General features: G+C 63.2%; 21 protein-coding genes and 1 tRNA gene. 15 read left to right on the top strand and 7 right to left on the bottom strand.

Annotated elements, in window-relative coordinates:
- Positions 1-111 precede the first annotated feature (111 nt).
- A complete protein-coding gene (locus tag ACV1FX_RS22795) occupies positions 112-798 on the top strand; it encodes a response regulator (protein ID WP_473119805.1) in 687 nt (228 codons plus the stop codon).
- Positions 799-987: 189 nt separating this feature from the next.
- Here ACV1FX_RS22795 and ACV1FX_RS22790 read toward each other — a convergent pair whose 3' ends face one another.
- Positions 988-2,346, bottom strand: a complete 1,359-nt coding sequence (locus tag ACV1FX_RS22790; protein WP_473119804.1) for a hybrid sensor histidine kinase/response regulator — start codon at positions 2,344-2,346, stop codon at positions 988-990.
- Positions 2,343-3,509, bottom strand: a complete 1,167-nt coding sequence (locus ACV1FX_RS22785; protein WP_473119803.1) for an FIST N-terminal domain-containing protein — start codon at positions 3,507-3,509, stop codon at positions 2,343-2,345. Before ACV1FX_RS22785 ends, ACV1FX_RS22790 begins: the two co-directional genes overlap by 4 nt.
- 261 nt (positions 3,510-3,770) lie before the next feature.
- Between ACV1FX_RS22785 and ACV1FX_RS22780 the strand changes: the two genes are divergently transcribed.
- Positions 3,771-5,813: a methyl-accepting chemotaxis protein gene (locus ACV1FX_RS22780; RefSeq protein WP_473119802.1), complete on the top strand. Its 2,043-nt coding sequence runs from the start codon at positions 3,771-3,773 to the stop codon at positions 5,811-5,813.
- 358 nt (positions 5,814-6,171) lie between these two features.
- A complete protein-coding gene (locus tag ACV1FX_RS22775) occupies positions 6,172-8,217 on the top strand; it encodes a methyl-accepting chemotaxis protein (RefSeq protein WP_473119801.1) in 2,046 nt (681 codons plus the stop codon).
- Between the two features lie 220 nt (positions 8,218-8,437).
- On the opposite strand, the gene ACV1FX_RS22770 is transcribed toward ACV1FX_RS22775, so the two are convergent.
- A complete protein-coding gene (locus ACV1FX_RS22770) occupies positions 8,438-8,854 on the bottom strand; it encodes a DUF3175 domain-containing protein (protein WP_473119800.1) in 417 nt (138 codons plus the stop codon).
- Between the two features lie 128 nt (positions 8,855-8,982).
- Between ACV1FX_RS22770 and ACV1FX_RS22765 the strand changes: the two genes are divergently transcribed.
- From ACV1FX_RS22765 to ACV1FX_RS22755, 3 genes are all read left to right on the top strand, one after another.
- The gene (locus tag ACV1FX_RS22765) at positions 8,983-10,458 is read left to right on the top strand and encodes an MFS transporter (RefSeq protein ID WP_473119799.1); all 1,476 of its coding nucleotides are present in this window, start codon (positions 8,983-8,985) and stop codon (positions 10,456-10,458) included.
- A 3-nt stretch (positions 10,459-10,461) separates the two neighbouring features.
- Positions 10,462-11,271 carry a trehalose-phosphatase gene (gene otsB / locus ACV1FX_RS22760; protein ID WP_473119798.1) on the top strand — a complete coding sequence of 270 codons (810 nt, stop codon included), beginning with the start codon at positions 10,462-10,464 and terminating at the stop codon, positions 11,269-11,271.
- A gap of 240 nt (positions 11,272-11,511) precedes the next feature.
- Positions 11,512-12,975 (top strand): trehalose-6-phosphate synthase, encoded by a 1,464-nt coding sequence (locus ACV1FX_RS22755; RefSeq protein ID WP_473119797.1) that lies wholly within the window; start codon positions 11,512-11,514, stop codon positions 12,973-12,975.
- A gap of 158 nt (positions 12,976-13,133) precedes the next feature.
- Here ACV1FX_RS22755 and ACV1FX_RS22750 read toward each other — a convergent pair whose 3' ends face one another.
- Positions 13,134-13,394: a hypothetical protein gene (locus ACV1FX_RS22750; RefSeq protein ID WP_473119857.1), complete on the bottom strand. Its 261-nt coding sequence runs from the start codon at positions 13,392-13,394 to the stop codon at positions 13,134-13,136.
- Positions 13,395-13,672: 278 nt separating this feature from the next.
- On the opposite strand from ACV1FX_RS22750, the gene ACV1FX_RS22745 reads away from it, so the two are divergent.
- Positions 13,673-13,762, top strand: a tRNA-Ser gene (locus ACV1FX_RS22745).
- Positions 13,763-13,933: 171 nt separating this feature from the next.
- Here the strand turns inward: ACV1FX_RS22745 and ACV1FX_RS22740 are convergent.
- The 3 genes from ACV1FX_RS22740 to ACV1FX_RS22730 form a co-directional block, all read right to left on the bottom strand.
- Positions 13,934-14,287, bottom strand: coding sequence for a hypothetical protein (locus tag ACV1FX_RS22740; protein ID WP_473119796.1), 354 nt, complete (start codon positions 14,285-14,287; stop codon positions 13,934-13,936).
- A gap of 244 nt (positions 14,288-14,531) precedes the next feature.
- Positions 14,532-15,455 carry a response regulator gene (locus ACV1FX_RS22735; protein ID WP_473119795.1) on the bottom strand — a complete coding sequence of 308 codons (924 nt, stop codon included), beginning with the start codon at positions 15,453-15,455 and terminating at the stop codon, positions 14,532-14,534.
- On the bottom strand, positions 15,445-18,816 hold the full coding sequence (locus tag ACV1FX_RS22730; protein ID WP_473119794.1) for a hybrid sensor histidine kinase/response regulator: 3,372 nt from the start codon (positions 18,814-18,816) through the stop codon (positions 15,445-15,447). The genes ACV1FX_RS22735 and ACV1FX_RS22730 overlap by 11 nt, the downstream gene beginning before the upstream one ends.
- Positions 18,817-18,987: 171 nt before the next feature.
- Between ACV1FX_RS22730 and urtA the strand changes: the two genes are divergently transcribed.
- The 8 genes from urtA to ACV1FX_RS22690 all read left to right on the top strand — a co-directional run bounded on the left by urtA (position 18,988) and on the right by ACV1FX_RS22690 (position 26,717).
- The gene (gene urtA, locus ACV1FX_RS22725) at positions 18,988-20,247 is read left to right on the top strand and encodes an urea ABC transporter substrate-binding protein (RefSeq protein WP_473119793.1); all 1,260 of its coding nucleotides are present in this window, start codon (positions 18,988-18,990) and stop codon (positions 20,245-20,247) included.
- A gap of 158 nt (positions 20,248-20,405) precedes the next feature.
- Complete coding sequence (gene urtB / locus ACV1FX_RS22720; RefSeq protein ID WP_473119792.1) at positions 20,406-21,332, top strand: urea ABC transporter permease subunit UrtB; 927 nt, start codon at positions 20,406-20,408, stop codon at positions 21,330-21,332.
- Positions 21,333-21,354: 22 nt separating this feature from the next.
- On the top strand, positions 21,355-22,494 hold the full coding sequence (gene urtC, locus ACV1FX_RS22715; protein ID WP_473119791.1) for an urea ABC transporter permease subunit UrtC: 1,140 nt from the start codon (positions 21,355-21,357) through the stop codon (positions 22,492-22,494).
- An 11-nt stretch (positions 22,495-22,505) separates the two neighbouring features.
- Positions 22,506-23,261 (top strand): urea ABC transporter ATP-binding protein UrtD, encoded by a 756-nt coding sequence (urtD, locus tag ACV1FX_RS22710; RefSeq protein ID WP_473119790.1) that lies wholly within the window; start codon positions 22,506-22,508, stop codon positions 23,259-23,261.
- 12 nt (positions 23,262-23,273) lie between these two features.
- Positions 23,274-23,963 carry an urea ABC transporter ATP-binding subunit UrtE gene (urtE, locus tag ACV1FX_RS22705; RefSeq protein WP_473119789.1) on the top strand — a complete coding sequence of 230 codons (690 nt, stop codon included), beginning with the start codon at positions 23,274-23,276 and terminating at the stop codon, positions 23,961-23,963.
- Between the two features lie 25 nt (positions 23,964-23,988).
- Positions 23,989-25,218, top strand: coding sequence for a formamidase (gene fmdA / locus ACV1FX_RS22700; protein WP_473119788.1), 1,230 nt, complete (start codon positions 23,989-23,991; stop codon positions 25,216-25,218).
- 67 nt (positions 25,219-25,285) lie between these two features.
- A complete protein-coding gene (locus ACV1FX_RS22695) occupies positions 25,286-25,636 on the top strand; it encodes an FmdB family zinc ribbon protein (RefSeq protein WP_473119787.1) in 351 nt (116 codons plus the stop codon).
- Between the two features lie 40 nt (positions 25,637-25,676).
- A complete protein-coding gene (locus tag ACV1FX_RS22690) occupies positions 25,677-26,717 on the top strand; it encodes an aliphatic amidase (protein WP_473119786.1) in 1,041 nt (346 codons plus the stop codon).
- Positions 26,718-26,745: the final 28 nt, after the last annotated feature.

Raw genomic sequence — 26,745 nt, 5'->3', positions numbered from 1 at the left:
CGCCGCCGTTCTTGACCTGGATCAACCCGGATTGACCAGGTTGCGACATGGTCAGTTCAACGTCGAACCCGGCAATATCTTGCGCAACAACTTGGGAATGGCTCACGCGTGATGCGATTTCTGATTGTCGAAGACCATCCGCTGTTTCGCGAGGCGCTCGAAGGCGCCCTGCAGATGGTGGCGCCCGATGCCGACATCGTTGAGGCGATTTCGATCGACGGCGCGCTTGAGCTGTTGTCGACGACATCAGAGCTGGACCTCATCCTCCTCGATCTGTCGATGCCGGGCACGACCGGTCTTTCGGGTATCATCCGCGTCCGCAAGGCGTTTCCCAAAATTCCCGTCGTCATCGTGTCAGGACATCAGGATCCGCAGATCATTTCCGGCGCGTTGTCGCTCGGCGTCGCTGGCTACATCCTCAAATCGTCGTCCAAGCAGGAGCTTGCGCAGTCGATCGGCGAGGCGTTGCGTGGCGCGGTCTGCGTTCCCGCCGCCTACCGTTCGACCCGTCCGCAACGCGGCGCCGGCCCCGCGCAGGATCTCATCAAGCGTCTGCACGAGCTGACGCCGCAGCAATTGCGCGTGCTCGAAATGCTCAAGCGCGGCTTGCAGAACAAGCAGATCGCCTATGAGCTGAAGATTTCGGAGACCACCGTGAAGGTTCACGTCTCCGACATCCTGCGCAAGCTCAATGTGCTGAGCCGCACCAAGGCAATCGTCGAAATGTCCCGGATCGACTTCGCGACGCTGGCGAGCGAAGGCGCGCGGGCGAAGCACGATCGCGCGCAGTCGGAGTAGTTGGACGAACAGCGAGGTCGCATCTTTCCCTCGCTCCGTTCCTACTGCAGGGCGATCGCATATGGCGTTGAGGACAGTCCCCTCAAGCTCGTCATGGCCGGGCTTCTCCCGGCCATGACGAGCTTGTGGCACCGGCATGCCGAACCAACGCGATCGGTGCGTGGCCCGATAAACCGACCTCACCGCGCCTCAAGTCAGCAGGAACGACAGCAACGCGCGCATTTCGGCGGGCTTGATCGGCTTCTTCAGCACCTCGAGGCCGTGGAGGCTGGCTTCCTTGGCGGCCTTTTCGGAGTAGTCGGCCGTGATGATCATGGCCGGCACGTCCAGCTTCAAATGCTCGCGGATGTCGGCGACGGCCACGAGGCCACTCTCACCGTGATCGAGATGGAGGTCGGCGATCACAGCATCAGGGGCGCCGCCGAGCTCGCTGAGACGCAGCAATGCGTCCGCGGCCGATCGCGTGGTCGCGACGTCGCAGCCCCAGCCTTCCAGCAGGGCGGCCATGGCCTCGGAGCCGTTCGGATCGTTCTCGATCAGCAGGATCTTGGCGCCTTCGAGCCCGCCATAGTGCCGCTCGGCCAGCTTGACCGCATGCACCTCGTCGCTGACTTCACTGAGGTCGGCCGGCTCCAGCTCCAGGGCGAAGGTCGATCCCTTGCCGACCTGCGATGACAGCCGCACCTCATGTCCGAGCACAGTTGCGAAACGGCGGACGATCGAGAGTCCGAGGCCGAAACCGGCCTGGTCGGTGGCGCTGGCCTCGCCGCGCTGGAATTCGCGGAAGATCGCTTCCTGCTGCGCCTGCGCGATTCCCGGTCCGGTGTCGGAGACCTGGACGCAGATGCGGTCGCCTCTTCGCCGGCACCCCATGATCACGCCGCCGCTGCGGGTATAGCGGATGGCGTTGGCGAGCAGGTTCTGCAGGATCCGCCGCAGCATCATCCCATCCGACGTTACCGCAAGCTGCGAGGTGCGAATGCGCAAGGAAAGACCTTGCCGTGCGGCGATAGGTTCGAACTCGTTACGGAGCTGCTCGAACAGGGGCGCCAGCGCGATCGGACGCACGTCGGGCCGGAGCGCGCCGGCATCTAACTTTGCGATCTCCAGCAGGGAGCGTAGCAAATCCTCCAGCGTCACCAGCGAGCGATCGACCTGATCGATCAGGAGGCCCGCCTCCTGCGATTCCATCATCTCGGTCAGCGCCGACAGCGTCAGGCGCGCCGCATTCAACGGCTGCAACAGGTCGTGGGTGACCGAGATCAGAACAGAGGATTTCAGCGAGCTCGCGGCCTCGGCCTGCTGCTTGGCGCGGTAGAGCCCCTCATTGGCGCGCTCGATCGAATGCAGCGCCTCGCGCAACTGGTGCGTCCGGTCGCGAACCTGGTGATCGAGCGCGATGGCCGTCTCGAACAGCGAAAACGCGTTGAGCTGCTGGTCCATCGAGCGCTCGACGCGGGACATCAGGGCGGCATTGATCTTCCTCAGCTTGGCGGCTTCCAGCCGAAGCTGTTCGACCGTCTGGCGATCCTGCCAGGCTTCGGTCACGCCGACCGCCTGCCGATGGCGACGCCGGTGAATGTCTGGTTCACATGCATCGAGCCGAACTGCTCGCCATAGGTGTGGAAGCCGACGACGCGGTTCTGCCGGTACAGCTCGGACATGTCGCGGGCAAGCTGATGCTGCTCGGCGTCCAGCCGGCGCAACAGGCATTCGAAGCCGATGAAGAGCGACACGTCGCCGATCTCATCGCGAATTTCGGCAAACGTCTCGCGCGTCGAGCCGACCAGGCTTCGCGACGTGGCTGCCGTCAGCACCATGCCCTCGTCGATGGCACAGAAGAAATGCAAGGAGCCGTCCGGCTCGACGCGCTGAATCGACCGCGCATAATAGGAGCCGCCGACACGCACCAGCACGGGGTGGGACGCGAAGGAGAACGGGTCGAGCTTGGCATCCATGATCCCGACCATGCGCGAATATTCCTTCGCCGCAGGCTCCGCGTTCAGCTCCCTGACCGTCCGATTTTCGATGTCGGCCTCGGTGACCACCATCTTTTGCGGCTGCGGCTCGAAATTGTCACACTTGAAGACCCGGAACGGCAGCGACGTGTTCAGGAGGATCAGGAGGGCGGCATTGGTGTGGGCCTTGCCGTCGAAGAACACCCAGGTCTTCTCGAAGCGCAAACCGTCGCCCGCCGATCCCCCGACGACCGGAATGTCGTCGAGCGAGGCATAGATGGCGGACATCACCGCTTCCTCGCGGCGGCACAGGCCGTCGATCAACACCAGGCCGAATGGATTGCCGCGGTCGACCTGCGGTGTCACCCGCAGCAACTCGTGCCGGAGCTCGCCGCCGATCCTGCGGCCGTCCTCGACGCGGAAGCTGTCGAGATTGAGAATGGGCCGGATCACGGCCGAGAAGTCGGCGCGGCTGAAGGCCAGCGCCACGACGCTGTTCTCGTCCCAGCCGTCCGGAGCGAGCTCGCCGGCGGTCGTGCAGCCGCAGACCTGGGTGTCGTCGAAATGCCGGGTGATCTCGGCGATGAAATGATGGGGATCGTAAGCGGGGGAGAGGAAGACCAGGATCAGCGCCAGCTCGTCGGACGGAAGCTGGGCCGCAAGCTCGGCCACGGCCTCATCGACGCTCGCTGCCTTCGATTTGGCAACGGCAACGCCAGACGCACCGCCAAACCGAAAGTCGGTTTGCCCCACTCCGTTTCTCCCCTCGAGGACCGGCTCGGTCTGACGCCAAGAGCCTGATAAGTGCCCGACAAAGTGCCAAAGAGTAAGGCGCTTTCCGGTCAGCCGCAACACGACGGCCCCGAGGGCTTGAACCGGAACCTTCTTCGTGCGGGATGCAGGCCGGACGAATTTACCGCCCCTTGACGTTTCTGCCTTAATTTTCCGCACCGGTTCGGGAGGGGCTGCTTCCGGGCCGCATGAATGCTGCAAGAACAAAGGTTGGGGGTTGGAATGGCCGGGCGTACCGCGTCGAAATCGAAACGCACATTATTATTTCCGACCCTGAAGTTCCGCGCCAAGATCATCCTCGGCTTCGCCGCTGTGCTCGTCATCTCGGCCATCAGCATGGCCTTTGCCTATTTCGGCTTTGAGCGGGTCTCGGCCGGCGTCGGCTCCTACCGCACCAGCGTCTCCGAGGCCGACCTCGCCCGCAATATCGACCGCGAGTTGCTCGCCTATCGATCGACCGCCCGTTACTTCGTCGTCACCGGCAAGGAGGATGATGCGAAGGTCGCGCTGGAGGCCGAAGCCGGCCTGAAGAAGGCGATCGACCAGGCCATCAAGGGCGCCAAGAAACCGGCGCGGCTGGAAAGCCTCAACAAGCTCGCCAAGGAGTTCTCGAACTTCTCCGCGACCTTTGCCAAGATCCTGCAGTCTAAGCGTGATAGCGCGGTCATGGTGCAGAACGAGCTTCAGCGCAACGCCAACCTCCTGAAGTACAAGCTCGATGAAGTCGGCTTCAGTGCGCCGGATTCCGAAGCGCAGGCGATCGACTTCGGAACGAAGCAGGTCAATGCCCAGTTCCAGACCGCAAGTGCGGCAGCGAGCAATTTTGTCATCAATTCCGACCAGACGGTCGCCCGCAGCGCGCTTGCGCGGTTGGAGTTCGTCGCGAACGCGTTGGGCGCAGTCTACTCCATGGATGACAAGACTGTTGCCGGCCTGAAGGACGCAAAGGACCTGCTAGCGGCCTATCGCTCCGGTCTGGAAAAGCTAGTTGCCCAAGCCCAGATGATCGACGACCTCGTCACCGAGATGAGCGGCTCGGCGGGCGCCATCATGCAGGGCGCAACGGCGATGAAGGCCGATCTGGTGTCCGAGCAGCAGCGGCTGGAAACGGAATCCGAGGCGAGCATCGACCAGACGGAACATCTGATCCTGATGCTGGCTGCCGGCGGCACGTTGCTCGGTGCCATCCTCGCCTTCCTGCTCGGGACCGGCATTTCGCGACCGATGATTGCGATGTGCAAGGCGATGCGGGAGCTCGCCTCTGGCAATTTCGATGTCGTGCTGCCGGGCCTCGGTCGCAAGGACGAGATCGGCGAGATGGCCGGTGCGGTCGAAGCGTTCAAGACGCAGGCTGTTGCGAAGGCCGAGCGCGATGCGGCGGCGAGCGAAGCCCAGAACAAGGAGACGGCTGCGGTACGCCGCAATGAGCTGATCCGCTTTGCCGATGATTTCGAGACCGCGGTCGGCGCCATCGTTTCGAACGTGTCGGCCTCGGCCGTGCAGCTCGAATCGGCCGCCTCGACCCTGACCCGCACCGCCGAGACCACGCAGACCCTGTCGAGCCAGGTCGCAGGGGTCTCCGAGCAGGCATCGTCCAACATGCAGTCGGTTGCCACCGCGACCGAGGAGCTCTCGGCCTCGGTCGAGGAAATCGGCCGCCAGGTCCGTGATTCCAGCCGCATCGCGGAAGCCGCCGTTGTGCAGGCCAGGGAGACCGATGGTCGCATCGGCAAGCTGTCGCATGCGGCCCAGCAGATCGGCGAGGTCGTCAAGCTGATCACGGCGATCGCCGAGCAGACCAATCTTCTGGCCTTGAACGCCACGATCGAGGCGGCCCGCGCCGGCGAAGCCGGCCGCGGCTTTGCGGTGGTCGCCAGCGAAGTGAAGTCGCTGGCGAGCCAGACCGCGAAGGCGACCGACGAGATCTCTTCGCACATTACGGGCATGCAGGGCGCCACGGCCGAGTCGGTTGCGGCGATCAAGGAGATCGGCGCCACCATCGGCCAGATCTCGACCATCGCAACGTCGATCGCCAGCGCTGTGGAAGAGCAGGGCGCGGCGACGCAGGAGATCGCCCGCAGTGTCCAGAACGTCGCGCAGGGCACTCAGACTGCGGCCACCGACATCGGCCAGGTCAACCGCGGCGCCGCCGAGACCGGCTCTGCCTCGGAGGAGGTGCTGAACTCGGCCAAGACGCTCTCCAGCGAAAGCACGCGCCTGCGCGCCGAGCTCGATCGCTTCATGGCGAACATCAGGGCGGCGTAAGTATTCGCTGCGCGTTAGCGTTCCGCCGTCGCCCACACTCCGCTGTCGTCCCCGCGAAGGCGGGGACCCATAACCACGGCGAGCGGTTGCGGCGCGAAGCTGATAACCACGAGTCTTCGCCAAACTACTCCCTGTGGTTATCGCGACGAGCACAGTGCGCTCGCGCGGGGATCCCGGATTTGCGCTTCGCTTGCCCGGGATGACAGGTGAGGATGCCTCACCGCCGCTCCATCCCCTCGCCAGCCGCACCACCGCCAATTTACGGCGGCTTATCCTTTCCGCGGTATTTTATCCGGGAGTCAGGGAGCGGGCTGCTCCTCGACTGCGGCTGGCTGGCCGCAGGTGAAACGGGGGGGACATGTCCGTCAAGTCCAAGCAGTCGACCAAGGCCAAGCGCGCGATCCTTCCGACGTTGCGCTTCCGCGCCAAGATCATCCTCGGCTTTGTCGCGGTGCTGGTCATCCTGGCCGTCAGCATGACCTCTGCCTATCTCGGCTTCGAGCGGGTCGCAGGCGCGGTGACGTCCTACCGGACGAGCGTGTCGGAAGCGGACCTGGCCCGCGCCGTCGATCGCGACATGATTTCCTACCAGGCGCTGGCGCGGGCCTACACGCTGACAGGTGCGGCAGACGATGAGACCGCGGCGAAGGCCGCCGAAGAGGGCCTCAAGTCGGCGATCGCAAGGTCGACGGCCGCCACCACGGCGCCGGCGCGGCGCGAGCAGATCGGCAAGCTGCAACAGGAATTCCAGGCCTTCGCAAAAGTCTTCGGCGACGTCATCACGCTGACGCGCGAGAACACCAGGATCGCCAGCGAAGAGCTCAACGCAGTCGGCAACAAGATCCGCGTCAAGTTCGACGATCTCGCCGACACGGCTGCGCTGGCAGGGCTGCCGTCGGTCCAGACCACGGCCAAGGACATCACCTCGCAATATCTCGCCGTCTCCACCTCGGTCAGCGCCTTCGTCGCCAAGCCCGAGATGAAGGCCGCAGACGGCATCACCGCGCGTATCAAGTTCCTGGAGACCCTTTTGGTCTCGATCTATGCCAGCGACCAGAAGATCACCGATCGCGTCACCGAGATCGGCAATCTCCTGAAGCAGTACCGCGCCTCCTTCGCAAAACTGTCCGACAACGTGAAGGCGATTGCCAAGCTGAACGGTGAGATGACCAAGTCTGCCGGCGCAATCCTGAAACTCTCGAATGAACTGAGGTCGGACCTGTCAGCCGATCAGCAGCGCATCGAGGCCAGTGCCGATGCAGCGATCGGCGAGACCGAGCGGCTCATCCTGATGCTCGCGCTGGGAGGCCTCGCGATCGGCGCCGTGCTCGCGTTGATGCTGGGCAACGGCATCTCGCGGCCGATGATCGCGATGTGCAAGGCGATGCGGGAGCTCGCCGCGGGCAATTTCGATGTCGTGCTGCCGGGCCTCGGTCGCAAGGACGAGATCGGCGAGATGGCCGGTGCGGTCGAAGCGTTCAAGATGCAGGCTGTTGCGAAGGCCGAGCGCGATGCGGCGGCGAGCGAAGCCCAGAACAAGGAGACGGCTGCGGTACGCCGCAATGAGCTGATCCGCTTTGCCGATGATTTCGAGACCGCGGTCGGCGCCATCGTTTCGAACGTGTCGGCCTCGGCCGTGCAGCTCGAATCGGCCGCCTCGACCCTGACCCGCACCGCCGAGACCACGCAGACCCTGTCGAGCCAGGTCGCAGGGGTCTCCGAGCAGGCATCGTCCAACATGCAGTCGGTTGCCACCGCGACCGAGGAGCTCTCGGCCTCGGTCGAGGAAATCGGCCGCCAGGTCCGTGATTCCAGCCGCATCGCGGAAGCCGCCGTTGTGCAGGCCAGGGAGACCGATGGTCGCATCGGCAAGCTGTCGCATGCGGCCCAGCAGATCGGCGAGGTCGTCAAGCTGATCACGGCGATCGCCGAGCAGACCAATCTTCTGGCCTTGAACGCCACGATCGAGGCGGCCCGCGCCGGCGAAGCCGGCCGCGGCTTTGCGGTGGTCGCCAGCGAAGTGAAGTCGCTGGCGAGCCAGACCGCGAAGGCGACCGACGAGATCTCTTCGCACATTACGGGCATGCAGGGCGCCACGGCCGAGTCGGTTGCGGCGATCAAGGAGATCGGCGCCACCATCGGCCAGATCTCGACCATCGCAACGTCGATCGCCAGCGCTGTGGAAGAGCAGGGCGCGGCGACGCAGGAGATCGCCCGCAGTGTCCAGAACGTCGCGCAGGGCACTCAGACTGCGGCCACCGACATCGGCCAGGTCAACCGCGGCGCCGCCGAGACCGGCTCTGCCTCGGAGGAGGTGCTGAACTCGGCCAAGACGCTCTCCAGCGAAAGCACGCGCCTGCGCGCCGAGCTCGATCGCTTCATGGCGAACATCAGGGCGGCGTAAGTATTCGCTGCGCGTTAGCGTTCCGCCGTCGCCCACACTCCGCTGTCGTCCCCGCGAAGGCGGGGACCCATAACCACGGCGAGCGGTTGCGGCGCGAAGCTGATAACCACGAGTCTCCGCCAAACTACTCCCTGTGGTTATCGCGACGCGCACAGTGCGCTCGCGCGGGGATGCCGGATCGGCGCTGCGCTTGTCCGGGATGACGGAGGGTTTTGAACCTTTACTCCTTCCCAAACGCACGCTTCAGCTCCACCTTTGCGCGCTCGAGCCGCGTGCGCTGCGTTTTCGGCAAAGTCTTGCCGGCGCGGTTGATGTAGAAGGTCAGCATAGATAGCGCCGAGCGATAGGCACCGGATTTGCGGCGCCGCGAGTGCTCGGCTGAACGCTTCAGGGACGCTGCGATCTTCTTGGGGCTCGTCTGCTTGAACACGCCTTGCTTGAGATCGAGCGCGTCGCTCTCCTTCGTCACCCGCTGCGACCAGCGCTTGGGCGCTGCTCGTTTCGATGTCGTTTTCGAAGTCTTGCGTGAGGAAGCCTTGCGCGAGCCGGGACGGCGCCTTGCGCGGCTTGATGTGTGATGTGCCGCCTTGCGCTTCGCGGTTTTGCGCGAATGTGTCGACTTTCTGACCTGAGCCATGCGTTAACTCCTTGCAGCTCCTCTGAAAACCGCCACGCTGCAAGGCAGTTCCCGTGGGAACCCGACTTCGCCGCAAGCGTTGTCGATGGTCGCGGATTGAATCACACCGCACCTCCAGCAATAGCGCGATGGACTTGCAGCAAACCCCAGCGCTGAATTTTGATTCTGCCTCGGCGGCGGTGCATGATCGCGTGGTCGAGACCAGCATCCCTTCGCGCCTCGACGCACTGCCGTGGAGTGGCTTTCACACCCGCGTCGTGCTGGCACTCGGCATCACCTGGATTCTGGACGGGCTGGAGGTGACGCTGGCCGGTGCACTCTCGGGCGCCTTGAAGCAAAGCGCCACGCTGCGCTTCTCCAATCTTGACCTCGGCATTGCCAACTCCGCCTATCTCGCCGGTGCCGTGCTCGGCGCACTCGGCTTCGGCTGGCTGACCGATCGCATCGGGCGCAAGAAGCTGTTCTTCATCACGCTGGCGGTTTATCTGTCCGCGACCGCCGCGACTGCGCTGTCGTGGAATATCGCAAGTTACGCCTTGTTTCGTTTTATCACCGGCGCCGGCATCGGCGGCGAATACACCGCGATCAACTCGACCATCCAGGAACTTGTGCCGGCGCGCTACCGCGGCTGGACCGATCTCGTCATCAACGGCAGTTTCTGGATCGGCGCCGCCATGGGCGCGGTGAGCGCCATCATCCTGCTCGATCCCGCCGTGGTCGGCCCCGATCTCGGCTGGCGCCTCGCGTATCTCATCGGTGCAACGATCGGTCTGGTCGTGCTGTTCATGCGGATGTGGATTCCGGAGAGCCCGCGCTGGCTGATGATCCACGGTCGACCTGACGAGGCCCATGCGATCGTTGACGAAATCGAGCGCACCGTGATCGGCCACCAGCAGAGCGATACCGCTTTCGCGAAGATCCGCCTCAAGATGCGCGACCACACGCCTCTCGGCGAGGTCGTGCATACGCTGTTCTCTGTCTATCGCCAGCGCGCACTGGTGGGGCTCGTGCTGATGAGCGCGCAAGCCTTCTTTTACAACGCGATCTTCTTCACCTTCGCGCTGGTCCTGACCGATTTCTACGGTATCAGCGCCGACGGCGTCGGCTGGTACATCCTCCCCTTTGCCGCCGGAAATTTTCTGGGCCCGCTGCTGCTCGGCCGCTTCTTCGATACGCTCGGCCGCCGCACCATGATCGTGCTGACCTACGGCGTATCAGGCCTGTTGCTCGCGATCTCGGGCTACCTCTTCTCGATCGGCGCGCTGAGCGCGCAGGGGCAGACGATCGCCTGGATGATAATCTTCTTCTTTGCCTCGCCGGCCGCGAGCGCCGCCTATCTTACCGTCAGCGAGACCTTTCCGCTGGAGGTGCGCGCGCTTGCGATCGCGGTGTTCTACGCGATCGGCACCGGCATAGGCGGGGTCGTGGGGCCTGCACTGTTCGGAGCGCTGATCGACACCGGGTCCCGCACCAGCGTGTTCGCGGGCTACCTTTTGGGATCGGCGCTGATGATCGCGGCCGCAATCGTGGCGTGGCGCTACGCCGTCGCCGCGGAGCGCAAATCGCTCGAGCAAATCGCGCGGCCGCTTGCCTTTATGGAGTAAGCTATGAATTCGGAAGTGATGGACGTACGAACCATGGAAGACGATGAGACGCCGGAGACGGTGCCGGTGCCGCAGGCCCTAGTCCCGCATCTCAGCGAGACGGCCATACTGCTCGACATCGACGGCACACTGCTCGAACTGATGCCGACGCCGCGCGAGGTCTGGGTGCCGCCCGGCCTCTCGAACACGCTCAATCGTCTCGTCGAGCGGACCTCCGGCGCGCTCGCGCTCGTCAGCGGACGCTCGCTCAACGACATCGATCTGATTTTCGCGCCGGATCAATTTCCGGCCGTCGGCGGCCATGGCGCCGAAATGCGGCTGGAGCCGGACAGCGAGGCGGTGGCAAGCCACGCTCCACCGATGGACAAGGAGTTGAAGCGGCGGCTGGCTGCGATCGCAAAGCTGTCACCCGGCATTCTGCTGGAGGACAAGGGTTATTCGCTCGCACTGCATTACCGTCTCGCTCCGCATGCGGAGAAGGCGATCTATGCGGCCGTGTCGCTGATCCGCGCCGATCTGCCGAACGCGCCGATCGAGGTTTTGCCCGGCAAGTTCGTCTGCGAGATCAAGCATTCCGGCTTCACCAAGGCGAGCGGCGTGCGCGAACTGATGACGCACGAGCCCTTCAGGGGACGCCGTCCGCTCTTCATCGGCGATGATGTTACCGATGAGACCGTGTTTGCGATCATGCCCGACATGAACGGGCTCGCATTCTCGGTGGGACGTCGCGCGCGTGGCGTGAATGGTCACTTCGACTCACCCAGTGATGTGCGCGAGTTCCTCGCCCATCTGCTCGATGGCGACACAAGGTAAAAGCAAGGCAGCGCCATGCGGGGGCCACAAAGGCCTCGGAACCGCTGTGCACGCGGTCGATTTTTGCTGGGCGATGGGAACGCAGAAAACTGTGTTTGCGTCGAATTTTTCGTTTCAGAGGACAAATGAAGGTTCCGCGACGCGCGCCTGATTTTGGTTTCAATTCGTTGAAACCATGATCCGGAACCATATTGATGAACGCCAGTTAAACGAGGCGGAATAACAGGAGGGGACGACCCTGTGAATCTCGTCGTCGTATCGAACCGCGTTGCGCGCGGCAAAGCTAACGAACCAATGACCGGCGGCCTTGCGGCTGCCCTGCTTCCCGTGGTGGAACATTCGGGAGCGATCTGGGTGGGTTCCTCGGGCCGTGTGCGCGATGGCCACCAGAAGGAACCCTTCGCCGAGATCGAAGCGCTGGGCACCGGCGCGCTGGCGACGCTGGATCTGCCGGCGGCGCATTACGGCGGCTATTACGAGGGGTTTGCCAATTCGGCGCTATGGCCGGCGTTGCATTCGCGCAGCGACCTCATTCGCGTCTCGCAAGGCGACTATCTCAGCTATCGCGAGGTCAACGCCTTCATGGCGCGTGCGCTGTTGCGCTTCCGCAAGGAGCGCACTGCGTTCTGGGTGCAGGATTATCATTTCCTCGCGCTCGGCGCGGAGCTGCGCGATCTCGGTATCGATGACCCCATCGGCTTTTTCCTGCACACGCCGTGGCCGGTGCCTGCCGTGATGCAGGGCGTGCCGCATCATCGCGAGCTGATCGATGCGATGCTCGGCTATGATCTCATCGGTTTCCAGACCGCTGAGGATTGCCGGAATTTTCTCGGCTATGTCGGCCAGGAACTCGAATTGACGATCGAGGACGGCATCGTCACCTCCAAGCATGGCCGCACGCGCTGTCAGGTTTTTCCGATCGGAATCGATGCGGAAAAATTCGCGCAGTACGCCGCGAAGTCGGTCTCGCATCCCGACGTGTCGCGGCTGCGTCGCAGCCTCAATGGCGAGAAGCTCGCGATCGGCGTCGATCGGCTCGACTATTCCAAGGGTCTGATCAATCGCATCAGCGCGTTCGATCGGCTGTGGACCGAGCAGCCGCAGTTTTCGCGCAGCATCTCGCTGCTTCAGATCGCAAACCCCTCGCGTGGCAGCATCGAGGCCTACGGCAATCTCCAGAACGAGGTCGCGCGTCTCGTTACCGACGTCAACGGCCGCCATGGCGAGGTCGACTGGACGCCGATCCGCTACCTCAACAAGGGTTTTAGCCAGGCGGTGCTCGCGGGGCTCTATCGCACCGCGCAGGTCGGCGTGGTGACGCCGCTGCACGACGGCATGAACCTCGTCGCAAAGGAATATGTTGCCGCGCAAAACCCTGCCGATCCCGGCGTGCTCGTGCTGTCAAAATTCGCGGGCGCTGCCAATGAGCTCGATACCGCGCTGCTGGTCAACCCGCACGATATCGACGGCATGGCGCGCGCGATCTCGATCGCAGCCTCGATGCCGCTCACCGAGCGCAAGATGCGCTGGGCCGCGATGATGAAGAAGCTGCGCGGGCACACTATCCAGCAATGGTCGTCCGACTTCGTCGCGGAGCTGGAGAAGAGCCGAACGGAGAAGTCCACCGTTGCGCCATTGACCGCCCAATCCCCGCAGGCGCTGCGCTGGCTGAGGTCGGCGATCTCAGGCGTGAGGTTGATGTAGCCCTCTCTTCTCCCTCTCCCCATTCTTACGGGGAGAGGGCTGGGGGGCTGTTTCCACAAAGATGGTGACAGACGGACTGGTGGCCCCCTCACCCGATCGCTTTGCGATCGACCGCTCCCCGCAGGCGGGGCGAGGTTAGGACCGCGGCGCAAGCTCGCTCAATAACAATACGACACGCCGTCGAGCACCGCGCAGCGCCGTTTGTTTGGCGCGTTCGGGTCGTCCATCGGCACCATGCCGTTGCCCTGACCGACGAACACGCCCTGGCCGACATGGACCGATGATTTGTTGCCGATGATCACACTGGGATGCGGCGAGGCGCTTGAGCGCGTGCCGTCCGGCCAGATGATGGCATCGCCCGCCAGCAGCCCCCGCCGGCCATCATCGCAGGTGACATCGACGCCCTGGCGCGTGCACATCTGCGCGGCCGCCGGACCCGAAATCACGGAGACGGCGCATACAAAGCCCAGGGCGGCGATGGCTCGAAAGCAGGTCACGGTGTCCCCCTCAACTGTCGGATACGTGCTTCTCCGTGAATCGTCGCGGCAGAACCGCCTCCGGTTCACCCCGCGGGGTATCGCTCAGGCCTCGGAGCAATATAGATTATCATTGAAATACAACGGCTTAAGGAAATTTCAACCGATCGGCCCGCAGTCCCTTGCAAAATCAGCGGCGCACCTTCAAGAGAGGGCGCTCCGGAGAGATGGCCGAGTGGCTTAAGGCGCACGCTTGGAAAGCGTGTGTGCGGGAAACCGTACCGTGGGTTCGAATCCCACTCTCTCCGCCATTGCACGATTGCATGCTGCAAGCTGCGATTTCGTGCGCTTGGGTACGTGATCAGGGTGAGCGAAAACGGGCGCTCTGAGGAGCAGTGTCGACCTAAGGCTGAAGTCGTCTTTGCGATGAGATCGGGCGCTTCATCCTGTTCAGGTGTCGCTGATGCTAAATCGGCGCGCTTTCATACCGCATCCGCAGGTACGAAGCAGCTGATCACGATGCTGCCGCGGTGATGCACGTACCACACCACGGCCTGCCCCACCGGATTGCCGCGGTCGCGGATGATGGCGCGCTCGGGGACCGCCATCCACTGGCCTTCGATCGGAACCCAATAGGCGCCTTCGCGAACATCATATTCGGTGCGGTGGCCATCGGAAATATCGCAGCAGGGCACGCCGTTTGGCGCAATCACGCTCTTGAACCAGGTGCGGATATCCGCGGGGACGTTCTCGTATTGCCCGCTGTCGAATGCGAAACTGACCCGCCCCAGCGCGAGCAGATACGCCAGCAAGGCGATCTGCGCCGACTTTCGCATGCGACCCTCCACAGCGCTATGTTCGCATCATCGTCGCGCACGGCTCAGCGACGCATCGCGAACTCGTATTTGATGACGAATTAGCCCGAGCTGCGAGGCGGATGCATGCCCAAAGATTGAGCGACAGAGGCGATCGCGAATTGATGCGGCGCGAAATGTGCTGCCGGTGAACGCGATCCCACTGTGTCCGCAGCAATCGCCGTAGTTGGTTCCCGTAGAGTCGGTGGAGCGCAGGTGCTTTTTGCTAGGAGTTCCGTCGTGTGGCGTTCACGGCGATCGCCGCCGCCGCGGTTCGGTTCTCGACACCCAGCTTGGAATAGATTTGCTCAAGGTGCTTGTCGACCGTCCTCGGACTAAGGCCGAGGATCTGAGCGATGTCGCGGTTGGTCTTGCCCTTGGAGAGCCAGGACAACACCTCGCTCTCGCGCGTGGTGAGGCCGAGCTGGCTGGAGAATTCCGCGGGCATGTCGCCGCTGGTGTCCTTGGCGAGCCGCAGCAGGAATTCGTTCGGGCTGAGCCTGCCCATGTATTGCAGCCGCAACTGCTCGTTCCCCGGGAAAGAGGCCGTGGTCGCGGTCTTTGCGGATTTGCTCTTCTGCACCTGGTCGAGCCATTGCGGAATCGGTTCGGGCAGCGCGAAATCGTCGTCGGCGCCGGCGAGCGTATCCGACAGCAACTTCCGCGCCTGCGGTGTCGCCCATAACAGCTTGCCCGCATTGTTCACCGCGAGCAGATAGCGGCCGGAGGCGTCGAGCGCTGCGCGCGCGCTCCGGGTCATCCGCGCATTGGCGAGGTGGACGCGGATCCGCGCCAACATCTCCTCAACCATGATCGGTTTTGTCACATAGTCGACGCCGCCGGCCTCGAGGCCGCGTACGATATGCTCGGTCTCGGCGAGACCCGTCATGAAGATGATCGGGACGTCGTCGAGGCCGGCATCGCGCTTCAGCCGCTTGCAGGTCTCGAACCCGTCGATGCCCGGCATCACGGCGTCGAGCAGCACGATGTCGGGCGTGATCTGGTCGACGATCCGCATCGCCGACGCACCGTCGAGTGCGACCATCACGGTCATCCCGGCGCCGTCGAGCGCGTCGGTCAAAAGCCGCAACGTCTCGGGGGAGTCGTCCACGACGAGGGCGACCTCGCGCTTCTTGGGATCAGTGATCATAGCTATGCAAGGTTTTCAGCGTCGCCATGTATTGGTCGAGATCGAAGCGGTCGACCAGCGCGCGCATCTGGGTGACAAAATCGGCGTGCTCGGGATGCTCGGTGCTGATTTCGTCGAGCTTGAGCTGGATCGCCCTGACATAGCCGATCTGGCCGAGGCCGATCAGCTCGTCGACATATTTTGCCGGCGGCCGCGAGCCGCTTTCCGGCTTCCACAGCGGCGCCGGCACCCGGTCGGCTTCGTACTGCCATTCGATCTTGAGCAATTGGCGGATGGTTTCGAGCAGCCGTGGGATGTCGATCGGCTTCATCAGATAGCCGTCGTGGAACGGCTGAGCGAGCGGCGCGCCATGCGCCTCGATCGCGCTCGCCGATACCATCAGGATGCGTGCCTGATGATGCCCGTTGGCGCGCAAGGTCTCCGCCACCGTCCAGCCGTCCATGCCGGCCATCGAGATGTCGAGCAGGAACAGGTCGGGTCGGCAATGCTGCGCCAGCGCGAGACAGCCGGGGCCATCGGGCGCGCTGAGCAGGATGAAGCCGAGCGGTGCCAGTACCTCGCGCAGGAGGTCGCGATGCGCGGGGTCGTCGTCGGTGATCAGAATGGTCTTGCGCGCGCCGTGATAGCCGGAGACCGGAGCCTCCACCGGCGCGATGCGCCGGGGATTGATGACCTCCGACAGCAAAATCTTGACCTTGAACGTGCTGCCGCTGCCGACCGTGCTCGTGACCTTGATGTCGCCGCCCATCACGCCGGCCAGCAACCGGCTGATGGTGAGGCCGAGCCCGGTGCCGGTCTGCGGCTGCGAGACGCCGAGCGCGCCGCGCTCGAACGGCGCGAAGATGCGTTCGAGATCGTCGCCCTGGATGCCGGGGCCGGTGTCGGTCACCTCGAATTCGGCAACTGGACTGCGATAGTTTACCACGAACTGCACGCTGCCGGTCTGGGTGAACTTGATCGCGTTGGAGAGCAGATTGATCAGCACCTGGCGCAGCCGCTTCTCGTCGGCATAGACGACGAGCGGCAACCGCGCCGGCCGCCTGAACACGAAGTCGATGCCCTTGGCGGCGGCCTGGAGGCGAAACATGCCGACGAGCTGGTCCAGGAACTCGCTGAGGCGCACCTCGTCGCGCGAGAGATAAAGCCGTCCCGCCTCGATCTTGGAGATGTCGAGAATGCCGTCGATCAGACCGGAGAGGTGATCGGCGCTGCGACGGACGACGCGGACCTGGTCGCGCGGCTTGGTGAGAAGCGTCGCGTCCTGCTCCAGAAGCTGGGCGTAGCCGCTGATCGCGTTCAGCGGCGAGCGCAGCTCGTGGCTCAGGCCGACGACATAGCGGCTTTTGGCGAGGTTGGCGGATTCCGCCACCTCCTTGGCGCGCTGGAGCTCGGCGTCGGTGCGCTTGTGCGCGTCGATCTCCTGGATCAGGAGCGTGGTCTGCCGCCGCGTCTCGGCCTCCGCCGCGCGGCGGCTCTGCTGCGCCAGCACGAACAGCCAGGCCACCACGCCGATGATGATGCTGAGCGAGAAGAACACCTTCCACAGCACGTTGGAGACCAGAATGTTCTCGCCATGCACGCTCGCCGAAGTCTGGAGATAGATCAGCCCCAGCACCAGCGCCACGAGGCCGGCGGAGATCACGAACACGCCGATATAGTGGCCGAGCTGCGAGTTGATCCGCTCATAGATCGGCTGCGGCAGGATCCTGCCGAGCGTCTCGGAAAATTGCGCCTGGGCGCGTGCGTGCGGCTTGCAGAGATCGTGGCAACGCGCATCGAGCGAGCAGCACAGCGAGCAGATCGGACCGGCATAGGCCGGGCAGGAGGTGGTATCTTCCGGTTCGAAATGGTGCTCGCAGATGCAGCACTGGATCGCTTCGATATTGGCCCAGCTCTTCTTCGGCTTGCGCGCGATGTAGAATTTCCCGTCAGTGAGCCATGCGATGACAGGCGCGGTGACGAAGGCGACCGTCAGTGCGACGAAAGCGGCGAGTGCCTTCATGGTCGGGCCGAACAGGCCGTAGAAGGTCGCGATCGAAACGATGGTTGCGATCGTCATGGCACCGACACCGACCGGGTTGATGTCGTAGAGATGAGCGCGCTTGAACTCCATCTGCGGCGGTCGCAGGCCGAGCGGCTTGTTGACCACGAGATCGGCGACCAGTGCGCCGACCCAGGCAATCGCAACGTTGGAATAGAGCGCGAGCGTCTGCTCCAGCGCCTTGTAGACGCCGATCTCCATCAGCAGCAGCGCGACCATCACGTTGAATACCAGCCACACCACGCGTCCGGGATGGCTGTGCGTCAGCCGCGAGAAGAAGTTCGACCAGGCGATCGAGCCGGCGTAGGCGTTGGTGACGTTGATCTTGATCTGCGACAGGATCACGAATGTGCCGGTGAGCGCCAGCGCCATGTCCGGCTGCGACAGCACATAGCGGAACGCCTCGAGATACATGTGCGCGGGCTCGGCCGCCTGTTCGCCGGAGAGGCCGTGGCTCAGCGCAAAGAAAGCGAGAAATGAACCCAGCAACAGCTTCAGCGCGCCGAAGAAGATCCAGCCGGGGCCAGCGATCAACAGGGCGATCCACCATGAGGTTCGCGATGTGCGTCGGTCGCGCGGCAGAAACCGGAGGAAGTCGACCTGCTCGCCGATCTGCGCAACGAGCGAAAACACCACCGAAGATGCGACACCGAACAGCAACAGGTCGAAATGTCCGTTCGCGTCGCCATGCTCGCCGGCGAATTTGCGCCATTCCGTGAACGAGTAGGGGTTGGCCCAGGCGATCGCCGCGAAGGGCAGGATGTGCAGGATGATCCAGATCGGCTGGGTCCAGAGCTGGAATCGGCTGATTAGCGTGATGCCGTAGGTGACGAGCGGGATGATCGCGACAGCGCTGATGAGATAGCCGATCGGGCGCGGAATGCCGAAGCACATCTCGAGCGCGGTGGCCAGGATGACCGCCTCGATGGCGAAGAAGATGAATGTGAAGGAGGCGTAGATCAGCGAGGTGACGGTCGAGCCGATATAGCCGAAGCCGGCGCCGCGGGTGAGCAGGTCGATGTCGATGCCGCATTTGGCGGCGTAATAGGCAATCGGCACGCCGCAGCAGAAGATGATGATGGAGACGACGAGGATCGCGGCGCTGGCGTTGGTGACGCCGTAGTTCAGCGTGATGGTGCCACCGATGGCCTCCAGCGCCAGAAAGGAGATGGCGCCGAGGGCGGTGTTGGCAACGCGGGCAGCGGACCAGCGGCGCGCGCTCTTGGCGGTGAAGCGCAGCGCGTAGTCTTCCAGCGTCTGGTTGGCGACCCATTGGTTGTACTGGCGCCTGACGCGGTCTATTCGCTGCCGCCCTGCCACTCTTTACACCCCGCTCCTGGACCAGCCGGAGCCCTCGCAAATCCCGTACCAAAAGCCTACGTCGGTATTTTGCGGTGCAGTATACGCGATCTTGCGTATGCTTGCGCTGCACAAAATCGAGCCATCCTCACGGCACCAATCGCGTGTCCTCGAACAAACAGTGGGGTGCTCATGTCAGACGAAGCAAACAAGGGCCTGATTTCGCCTCTGCGGCGCAAATTATTGATGGGAATGGCGGCCTTGCCGGCCATCACGATGCTGCCGCGGGCATCGCTGGCCGATGTCCCGGCGACCTCGGCGGTCAACACCACGGGCTTGGCTGTCACCGACACCGAGGTGACGGTCGGCATCCTGCACTCGGCGACCGGCACCATGGCCATTTCCGAGACCGGTTCGATCGAGGCTGAAAAGCTCGCCATCGAACAGATCAACGCCGCCGGCGGCGTGCTCGGACGCAAGATCAAGTTCATCCAGGAAGACGGCGCCAGCGACTGGCCGACCTTCGCTGAGAAGGCCAAGAAGCTGCTGGTCAACGACAAGGTCGCGGCGATCATGGGTTGCTGGACCTCGGCCTCGCGCAAAGCGGTGCTGCCGGTGGTCGAGCAGTACAACGGCATGCTGTACTACCCGACGTTCTACGAAGGTCTCGAGCAGTCTAAGAACGTGATCTACACCGGCCAGGAGGCGACCCAGCAGATTCTCGCAGGCCTGAACTGGATCGCCAAGGAGAAGGGCGCCAAGACTTTCTTCTTCATCGGCTCCGACTACATCTGGCCGCGCACGTCGAACAAGATCGCACGCAAGCACGTCGAAAACGTGCTGAAGGGCAAGGTCGTCGGCGAGGAGTATTATGCGCTCGGCAGCACCCAGTTCAATTCGGTCATCAACAAGATCAAGCTGACCAAGCCCGACGTGATCTTCACCGACGTCGTCGGTGGCTCCAACGTCGCCTTCTACAAGCAGCTCAAGGCCGCCGGCATTGATCTCGCCAAGCAGCCGCTGCTGACGATCTCGGTGACCGAGGATGAGATCGACGGCATCGGCGGCGAGAACATCGCGGGCGCCTATGCCTGCATGAAGTACTTCCAGTCGCTCGACAATCCGAACAACAAGGCCTTCGTGCCGGCATTCAAGAAGATGTGGGGCGAGAAGACTGTCATCGGAGACGTCACCCAGGCTGCCTATCTCGGCCCGTGGCTGTGGAAGTTGACGGTCGAGAAGGCCGGCTCCTTCGACGTCGACAAGATCGCGGCGGCGTCGCCGGGCGTGGAGTTCAAGGGTGCGCCGGAAGGTTACGTGCGCATCCACGAGAACCATCACTTGTGGTCCAAGACCCGCGTCGGCCGCGCCAAGCTCGATGGGCAGTTCGAGCTGATCTACGAGACGGCTGATCTCGTCGAGCCCGATCCGTTCCCGAAGGGCTACCAGTAAGTTCTTCGCGATCCTTCCCCGAGCAAGAGCTCCCTGGCGTGGGCCGTCAATCCACGCTTCACGACCCCGCGTCGCGACATCACTCGCGACGCGGGAACCTCGGACGCGGGACGCTGTCCCCGGACGCGAGACGCTGTCCCCCTCGACGGAGAAATCAGATGTTCGGCGACTATTCGATTGGCGATCTTGGCTCCATCTTCGTCATGCAGGGCTTTGCCGGCCTGATCCTGTTCTCCGTCTACGTGCTGATGGCGCTGGGCCTTGCGATCATCTTCGGCCAGATGGGCGTCATCAACATGGCCCATGGCGAGTTCATGATCCTCGGTGCCTACGTCACCTGGATGACCTCCAATCTGTTCCAGACCTATATGCCGAGCTTGTTCGGCGGCTACTTCTTCCTCGCGATGATCCTGGCCTTCGTCGCATCGGGCGCGCTGGGAATGTTGGTGGAATGGGTTCTGATACGCCATCTCTACAAGCGCCCGCTCGATACGCTGCTCGCGACCTGGGGTCTCAGCCTGATGTTGCAGCAGGCCTACCGCTCCGTGTTCGGCGCGCGTGAGGTCGGCGTCGAGCTGCCGCAATGGATGCTCGGCTCGCTGCATGTCAGCGACAGCATCGAAGTGCCGATCAACGGCGTCTTCGTGATGTGTCTTACCGTTTTGATCACGATCGCCGTGGCCTATGTCATGTTCAAATCGCGCTGGGGCCGTCAGGTGCGCGCCGTCGTGCAGAACCGCATCATGGCGGGCGCGGTCGGCATCAATACCGCGAAGGTCGACCGCTATACCTTCGCGCTCGGCTGCGGCATCGCGGGCGTCGCCGGCTCGGCCTTCACCATGATCGGCTCGACCGGTCCGACATCGGGCCAGCTCTACATCGTCGACACATTCCTGGTCGTCGTGTTCGGCGGCGCCGCCAGCCTGCTCGGCACCATCGCCTCGGCTTTCTCGATCTCGCAGACCCAGTCGACGCTCGAGTTCTTCATGTCGGGTTCGATGGCGAAGGTGCTGACGCTGCTCGCGGTGGTCGGAATCTTGATGCTGCGGCCGCAGGGGCTGTTCGCCCTCAAGGTCCGAAAATAACGAAATGCAGGGGTGCGCAACCATGAACGACAATCGCTTTGCCACGCGTTCGGAGTTGATCGGCATTCTGGTGCTCGCCGCATTCCTGGTGGTGATCCTGCCGCTCTCCCTCGACGTCTTCCGCCTCAACCTGGTCGCCAAATACCTGACCTACGCCTTCGTCGCGCTAGGGCTGGTGATGTGCTGGGGATACGGCGGCATCCTGAGCCTCGGGCAGGGCGTGTTCTTCGGCCTCGGCGGCTACTGCATGGCGATGTTCCTCAAGCTCGAAGCCTCGAGCGTCGAGAACACCAAGATCCAGTCGACCCCCGGCATCCCCGATTTCATGGACTGGAATCAGATTACCGCGCTGCCGTTCTTCTGGAAGCCGTTTCACAGCCTGACCTTCACCATCGCAGCCGTCCTCCTGGTGCCCGGCATCTTCGCCCTGATCATTGGCGCTGCGATGTTCAAGCGCCGTGTCGGCGGCACCTATTTCGCGATCATCACGCAAGCCGTCGCCGCGATCCTGACGATCCTGATCGTCGGACAGCAGGGCTACACTGGCGGCATCAACGGCATGACCGATTTGCGCACGCTGAAGGGCTGGGACATCCGTCCCGACCACGCCAAGGTCGTTCTCTACTTCTTCGAGGTCGGCTGTCTCTTCGCCTGCATCTGCATCGCCCAGCTAGTGCGCCACTCCAAGCTCGGTCGCATCCTGGTGGCGATGCGCGATCAGGAGGACCGGGTGAGGTTCTCCGGCTACAGCGTCGCCAATTTCAAGATCTTCGCCTTCACGATCGCCGCGGTATTCGCCGCGATCGGCGGCGCGATGTTCGCGCTCAATGTCGGCTTCATGTCGCCGTCCTTCGTCGGCATCGTGCCGTCGATCGAGATGGTGATCTACACCGCGGTCGGCGGTCGGCTCTCAATCCTCGGCGCGGTTTACGGCACGCTCCTGGTCAATTTCGCCAAGACCGGTCTGTCCGAATCATTCCCCGAGCTCTGGCTGTTCGGCCTCGGCGGGCTGTTCATCGCCGTGGTGCTCGCATTCCCGAACGGCCTTGCCGGCATCTGGGGCGACTACATCCAGCCGCGCATCAACCGCCTGATCGCCTCGCGCAAGCCGAAGTCGGGCTGGACCGACAATTCGGTCGCCGACGGCGCGCCGGCAGAGTGAGGAGGATCCTTATGCTCGTTGGACATCAGCCAAAACCCTTCCTGCTCTCGGTCGAAGGCCTCACCGTCTCCTTCGACGGCTTCAAGGCGGTCAACGATCTTTCCTTCTACGTCGAGGAGAATGAGATCCGCGTCATCATCGGTCCCAACGGCGCCGGCAAGACCACGGTGCTCGACCTGATCTGCGGAAAGACCAAAGCCACCTCAGGCTCGATCGAATTCCGCGGCAAAGACCTGACCAAGCTGAAGGAGAACCAGATCGTCAAGGCCGGCGTCGGCCGCAAGTTCCAGACGCCGTCGATCTATGACGACCTCACCGTATTCGAGAACCTGGAGATTTCCTATCCGCGCGGCCGCACCGTGTTCGGCGCGCTGACCTTCACGCGCGATGCCGCCGTACGCGATCGCGTTCACGAGGTCGCGGAAATGATCTTCCTCAAGGACCGTCTCAACATGAGCGCGGCGCTGCTCAGCCACGGCCAGAAGCAGTGGCTCGAGATCGGCATGCTGCTGATCCAGGATCCGGACTTGCTGATGCTCGACGAGCCCGTCGCCGGCATGAGCGTCTCCGAACGTACCAAGACCGCCGAGTTGCTCAACCGCATCATCAAGGACCGCTCGGTGCTGGTGATCGAGCACGACATGAAGTTCGTCGAGGACATCGCGCACAAGGTCACCGTGCTGCACCAGGGCCAGATCCTCTCCGAGGGCACCATGGAGAAGGTGAAGAACGACCCGAAAGTGATCGAAGTTTACCTCGGCCATTAAGGAGCGACATCAATGCTGGTAATCGATGATCTTCACGTCGCTTACGGCCAGAGCGAGGTGCTGCATGGCCTCAACGTCTCGGTCGCGCCGAACGAGATCGTCGCGATCATGGGTCGCAACGGCATGGGCAAGACCACGCTGATGAAATCGCTGATGGGCATCGTGCCGACCAGAAGCGGCAAGGTGACCATGGACGGCACCGAACTCGGCGCACTACCGAGCTACGACCGGGTCGCGAAAGGCCTCGCCTATGTGCCGCAAGGCCGCATGATCTTCTCGACCATGACGGTGAAGGAGAACATCGAGACCGGCCTCGTCGTCTCCGGCGGCTCGGAGGTGCCGGCTGATATCTACGAGCTGTTTCCGGTGCTGTTGGAAATGAAGGGCCGCCGCGGCGGCAATCTCTCCGGCGGTCAGCAGCAGCAGCTCGCGATCGCCCGCGCGCTCGCGACCAAGCCGAAGGTGCTGCTGCTGGACGAGCCGACCGAAGGCATCCAGCCGTCGATCATCAAGGAGATGGCGCGTACGCTTAAGCGCATTCGCGACGAGCGGGGACTCTCGATCGTCGTCTCCGAGCAGGTGCTGAGTTTTGCGCTCGATATCGCCGACCGCGTGCTCGTGATCGAGAACGGCGAGATCGTGCGGGACGATCCGCGCGACAGCGTCGATGCCGCGCAGATCTCCAAGTTTTTGTCCGTCTAACCAGTAAACGAAGGGGAGCATCTCGATGCCTGATACGCTGATCAAGGTCGACTTGAGCAAGTCAGCCTATGAAAACGACAAGATCCACAACCGCTGGCATCCGGAGGTTCCGATCGTCGAGTGGGTCAGCCCCGGCGACGACTTCATCATCGAAACCGTCGACTGGACCGGCGGCTTCATCAAGAACAACGACTCGGCCGATGACGTGCGCGATATCGACCTGTCGATCGTGCACTTCCTGTCCGGCCCGATCGGCGTCAAGGGCGCCGAGCCCGGAGACTTGCTCGTCGTTGACTTGCTTGATGTCGGGCCTCTGAAAGAGAGCCTGTGGGGCTTCAACGGCTTCTTCTCCAAGCAGAACGGTGGCGGCTTCCTGACCGACCATTTCCCGCTGGCGCAGAAGTCGATCTGGGACATCAAGGGTCTCTACACCTCGTCGCGTCACGTGCCAGGCGTGAATTTCGCCGGCCTGATCCATCCGGGGCTGATCGGCTGTCTGCCCGATGCCAAGATGCTTGCGGCCTGGAATGCGCGGGAAGCCGAGCTGATCGCGACCAATCCGACCCGCGTACCGGGCCTCGCCAATCCGCCGTTTGCGCCGACCGCGCATGCCGGTCAGGCCAAGGGTGACGTCAAGGCCAAGATCGGTCTCGAGGGCGCCCGCACCGTGCCGCCGCGGGAGCATGGCGGCAATTGCGACATCAAGGACCTGTCGCGCGGCTCGAAGATCTACTTCCCGGTCTATGTACCCGGCGGTGGCCTCTCGATGGGCGATCTGCATTTCAGCCAGGGCGACGGCGAGATCACCTTCTGCGGCGCGATCGAGATGGCGGGCTGGCTGCACATCAAGGTCGACGTCATCAAGGACGGTGTTTCGAAATACGGCATCAAGAACCCCGTGTTCAAGCCGTCGCCGATCACGCCGAACTACAAGGACTATCTGATCTTCGAGGGCATCTCGGTCGACGAGGCCGGCAAGCAGCACTATCTCGACGTCCACATCGCCTATCGGCAGGCGTGCCTGAACGCGATCGAGTATCTGAAGAAGTTCGGCTATTCGGGCGCGCAGGCCTATTCGATCCTCGGCACCGCGCCTTGCCAAGGCCACATCTCCGGCGTGGTCGACGTGCCCAACGCCTGTGCCACGCTATGGCTGCCGACCGAGATATTCGACTTCGACGTGATGCCGTCGTCGGCCGGGCCGATCAAGCACATCACGGGCGATATCCAGATGCCGATCTCGCCCGACAAATAATCCCTGAGCGAGGTGGATGCGGGGCGGCGAGCCCCGCATCCGATGTGCAACATCGAAGGGGGCGACGATGCCCGTCTATGAATATCTCTGCAATGATTGCGGCCCGTTCACCGACATGCGGCCGATGGCCGAATGCGATGCGCCGCAGGATTGTCCGCGCTGCGAGACGGAATCGCCGCGCGTGATCCTGACCGCGCCGGCGTTCTTCTGCATGCCCGCGGACAAGCGCAAGGCGAATGCCACCAACGAACGCTCAAAGCACGCGCCGAAGACGCTCGACCAATACAAGGCCGCGCACGGACCGGGCTGCGGCTGCTGCGGGACCGGTACGAAGAAGAAGCCGGGACGGCTCGTGACGAAAAGCAAGAGCGGCGCCGTCGGCTTTCCGACCGCACGGCCCTGGATGATCAGCCACTGATTGACGGAAAAATTCGAACCAGAACAGAAGGGCGTTTCAAATGCTTCACGGTGACATCTCTTCCAGCAGCGACGTGGTTGGCGTTGCCGTCGTCAATTACAAGATGCCGCGGCTGCACACCAAAGCCGAGGTGCTCGACAACGCCCGCAAGATCGCCGACATGGTCGTGGGCATGAAGCTCGGCCTGCCCGGCATGGATCTCGTGATCTTCCCGGAATATTCCACCCACGGCATCATGTACGACGCCAAGGAGATGTACGAGACTGCCTCGCAGGTGCCGGGCGAGGAGACGGCGATCTTCGCCGCGGCCTGCCGCAAGGCCAAGGTGTGGGGCGTGTTCTCGCTGACCGGCGAGCGCCATGAGCAGCATCCGAACAAGGCGCCCTACAACACGCTGATCCTGATGAACGACAAGGGGGAGATCGTGCAGAAGTATCGCAAGATCATGCCCTGGGTGCCGATCGAAGGCTGGTACCCCGGCAACTGCACCTATGTGTCGGAGGGGCCCAAGGGTCTCAAGATCAGCCTGATCATCTGCGACGACGGCAATTATCCGGAAATCTGGCGCGACTGCGCCATGAAGGGCGCCGAGCTGATCGTGCGCTGCCAAGGCTACATGTATCCGGCCAAGGAGCAGCAGGTCCTGATCTCCAAGGCGATGGCCTGGGCCAACAACGTCTATGTCGCGGTTGCCAACGCTGCTGGCTTCGACGGCGTCTACTCCTATTTCGGTCATTCCGCGATCATCGGCTTCGACGGCCGCACGCTCGGCGAGACTGGCGAGGAGGAATACGGCATCCAGTACGCCGGCCTGTCGAAGAACCTGATCCGCGACGCCCGCCGCAACGGCCAGTCGCAGAACCATCTCTTCAAGCTGCTGCATCGCGGCTACACCGGCAAGATCAACTCCGGCGAAGACGTGCGCGGCGTCGCCGCATGTCCCTATGATTTCTACAAGAACTGGATCGCTGATCCCGACGGTACCCGTGAGATGGTTGAGGCGATGACCCGTTCGACCGTGGGCACGGAGGAGTGCCCGATCGAGGGCATTCCGAACGAGTTGTCGGCGAGCAACTACTAGACCGCTGCGCCAGATATCCCGATGTCAT

This window comes from Bradyrhizobium ingae, from assembly GCF_055791185.1.
This window is presented reverse-complemented; position numbering and strand designations above follow the sequence as displayed.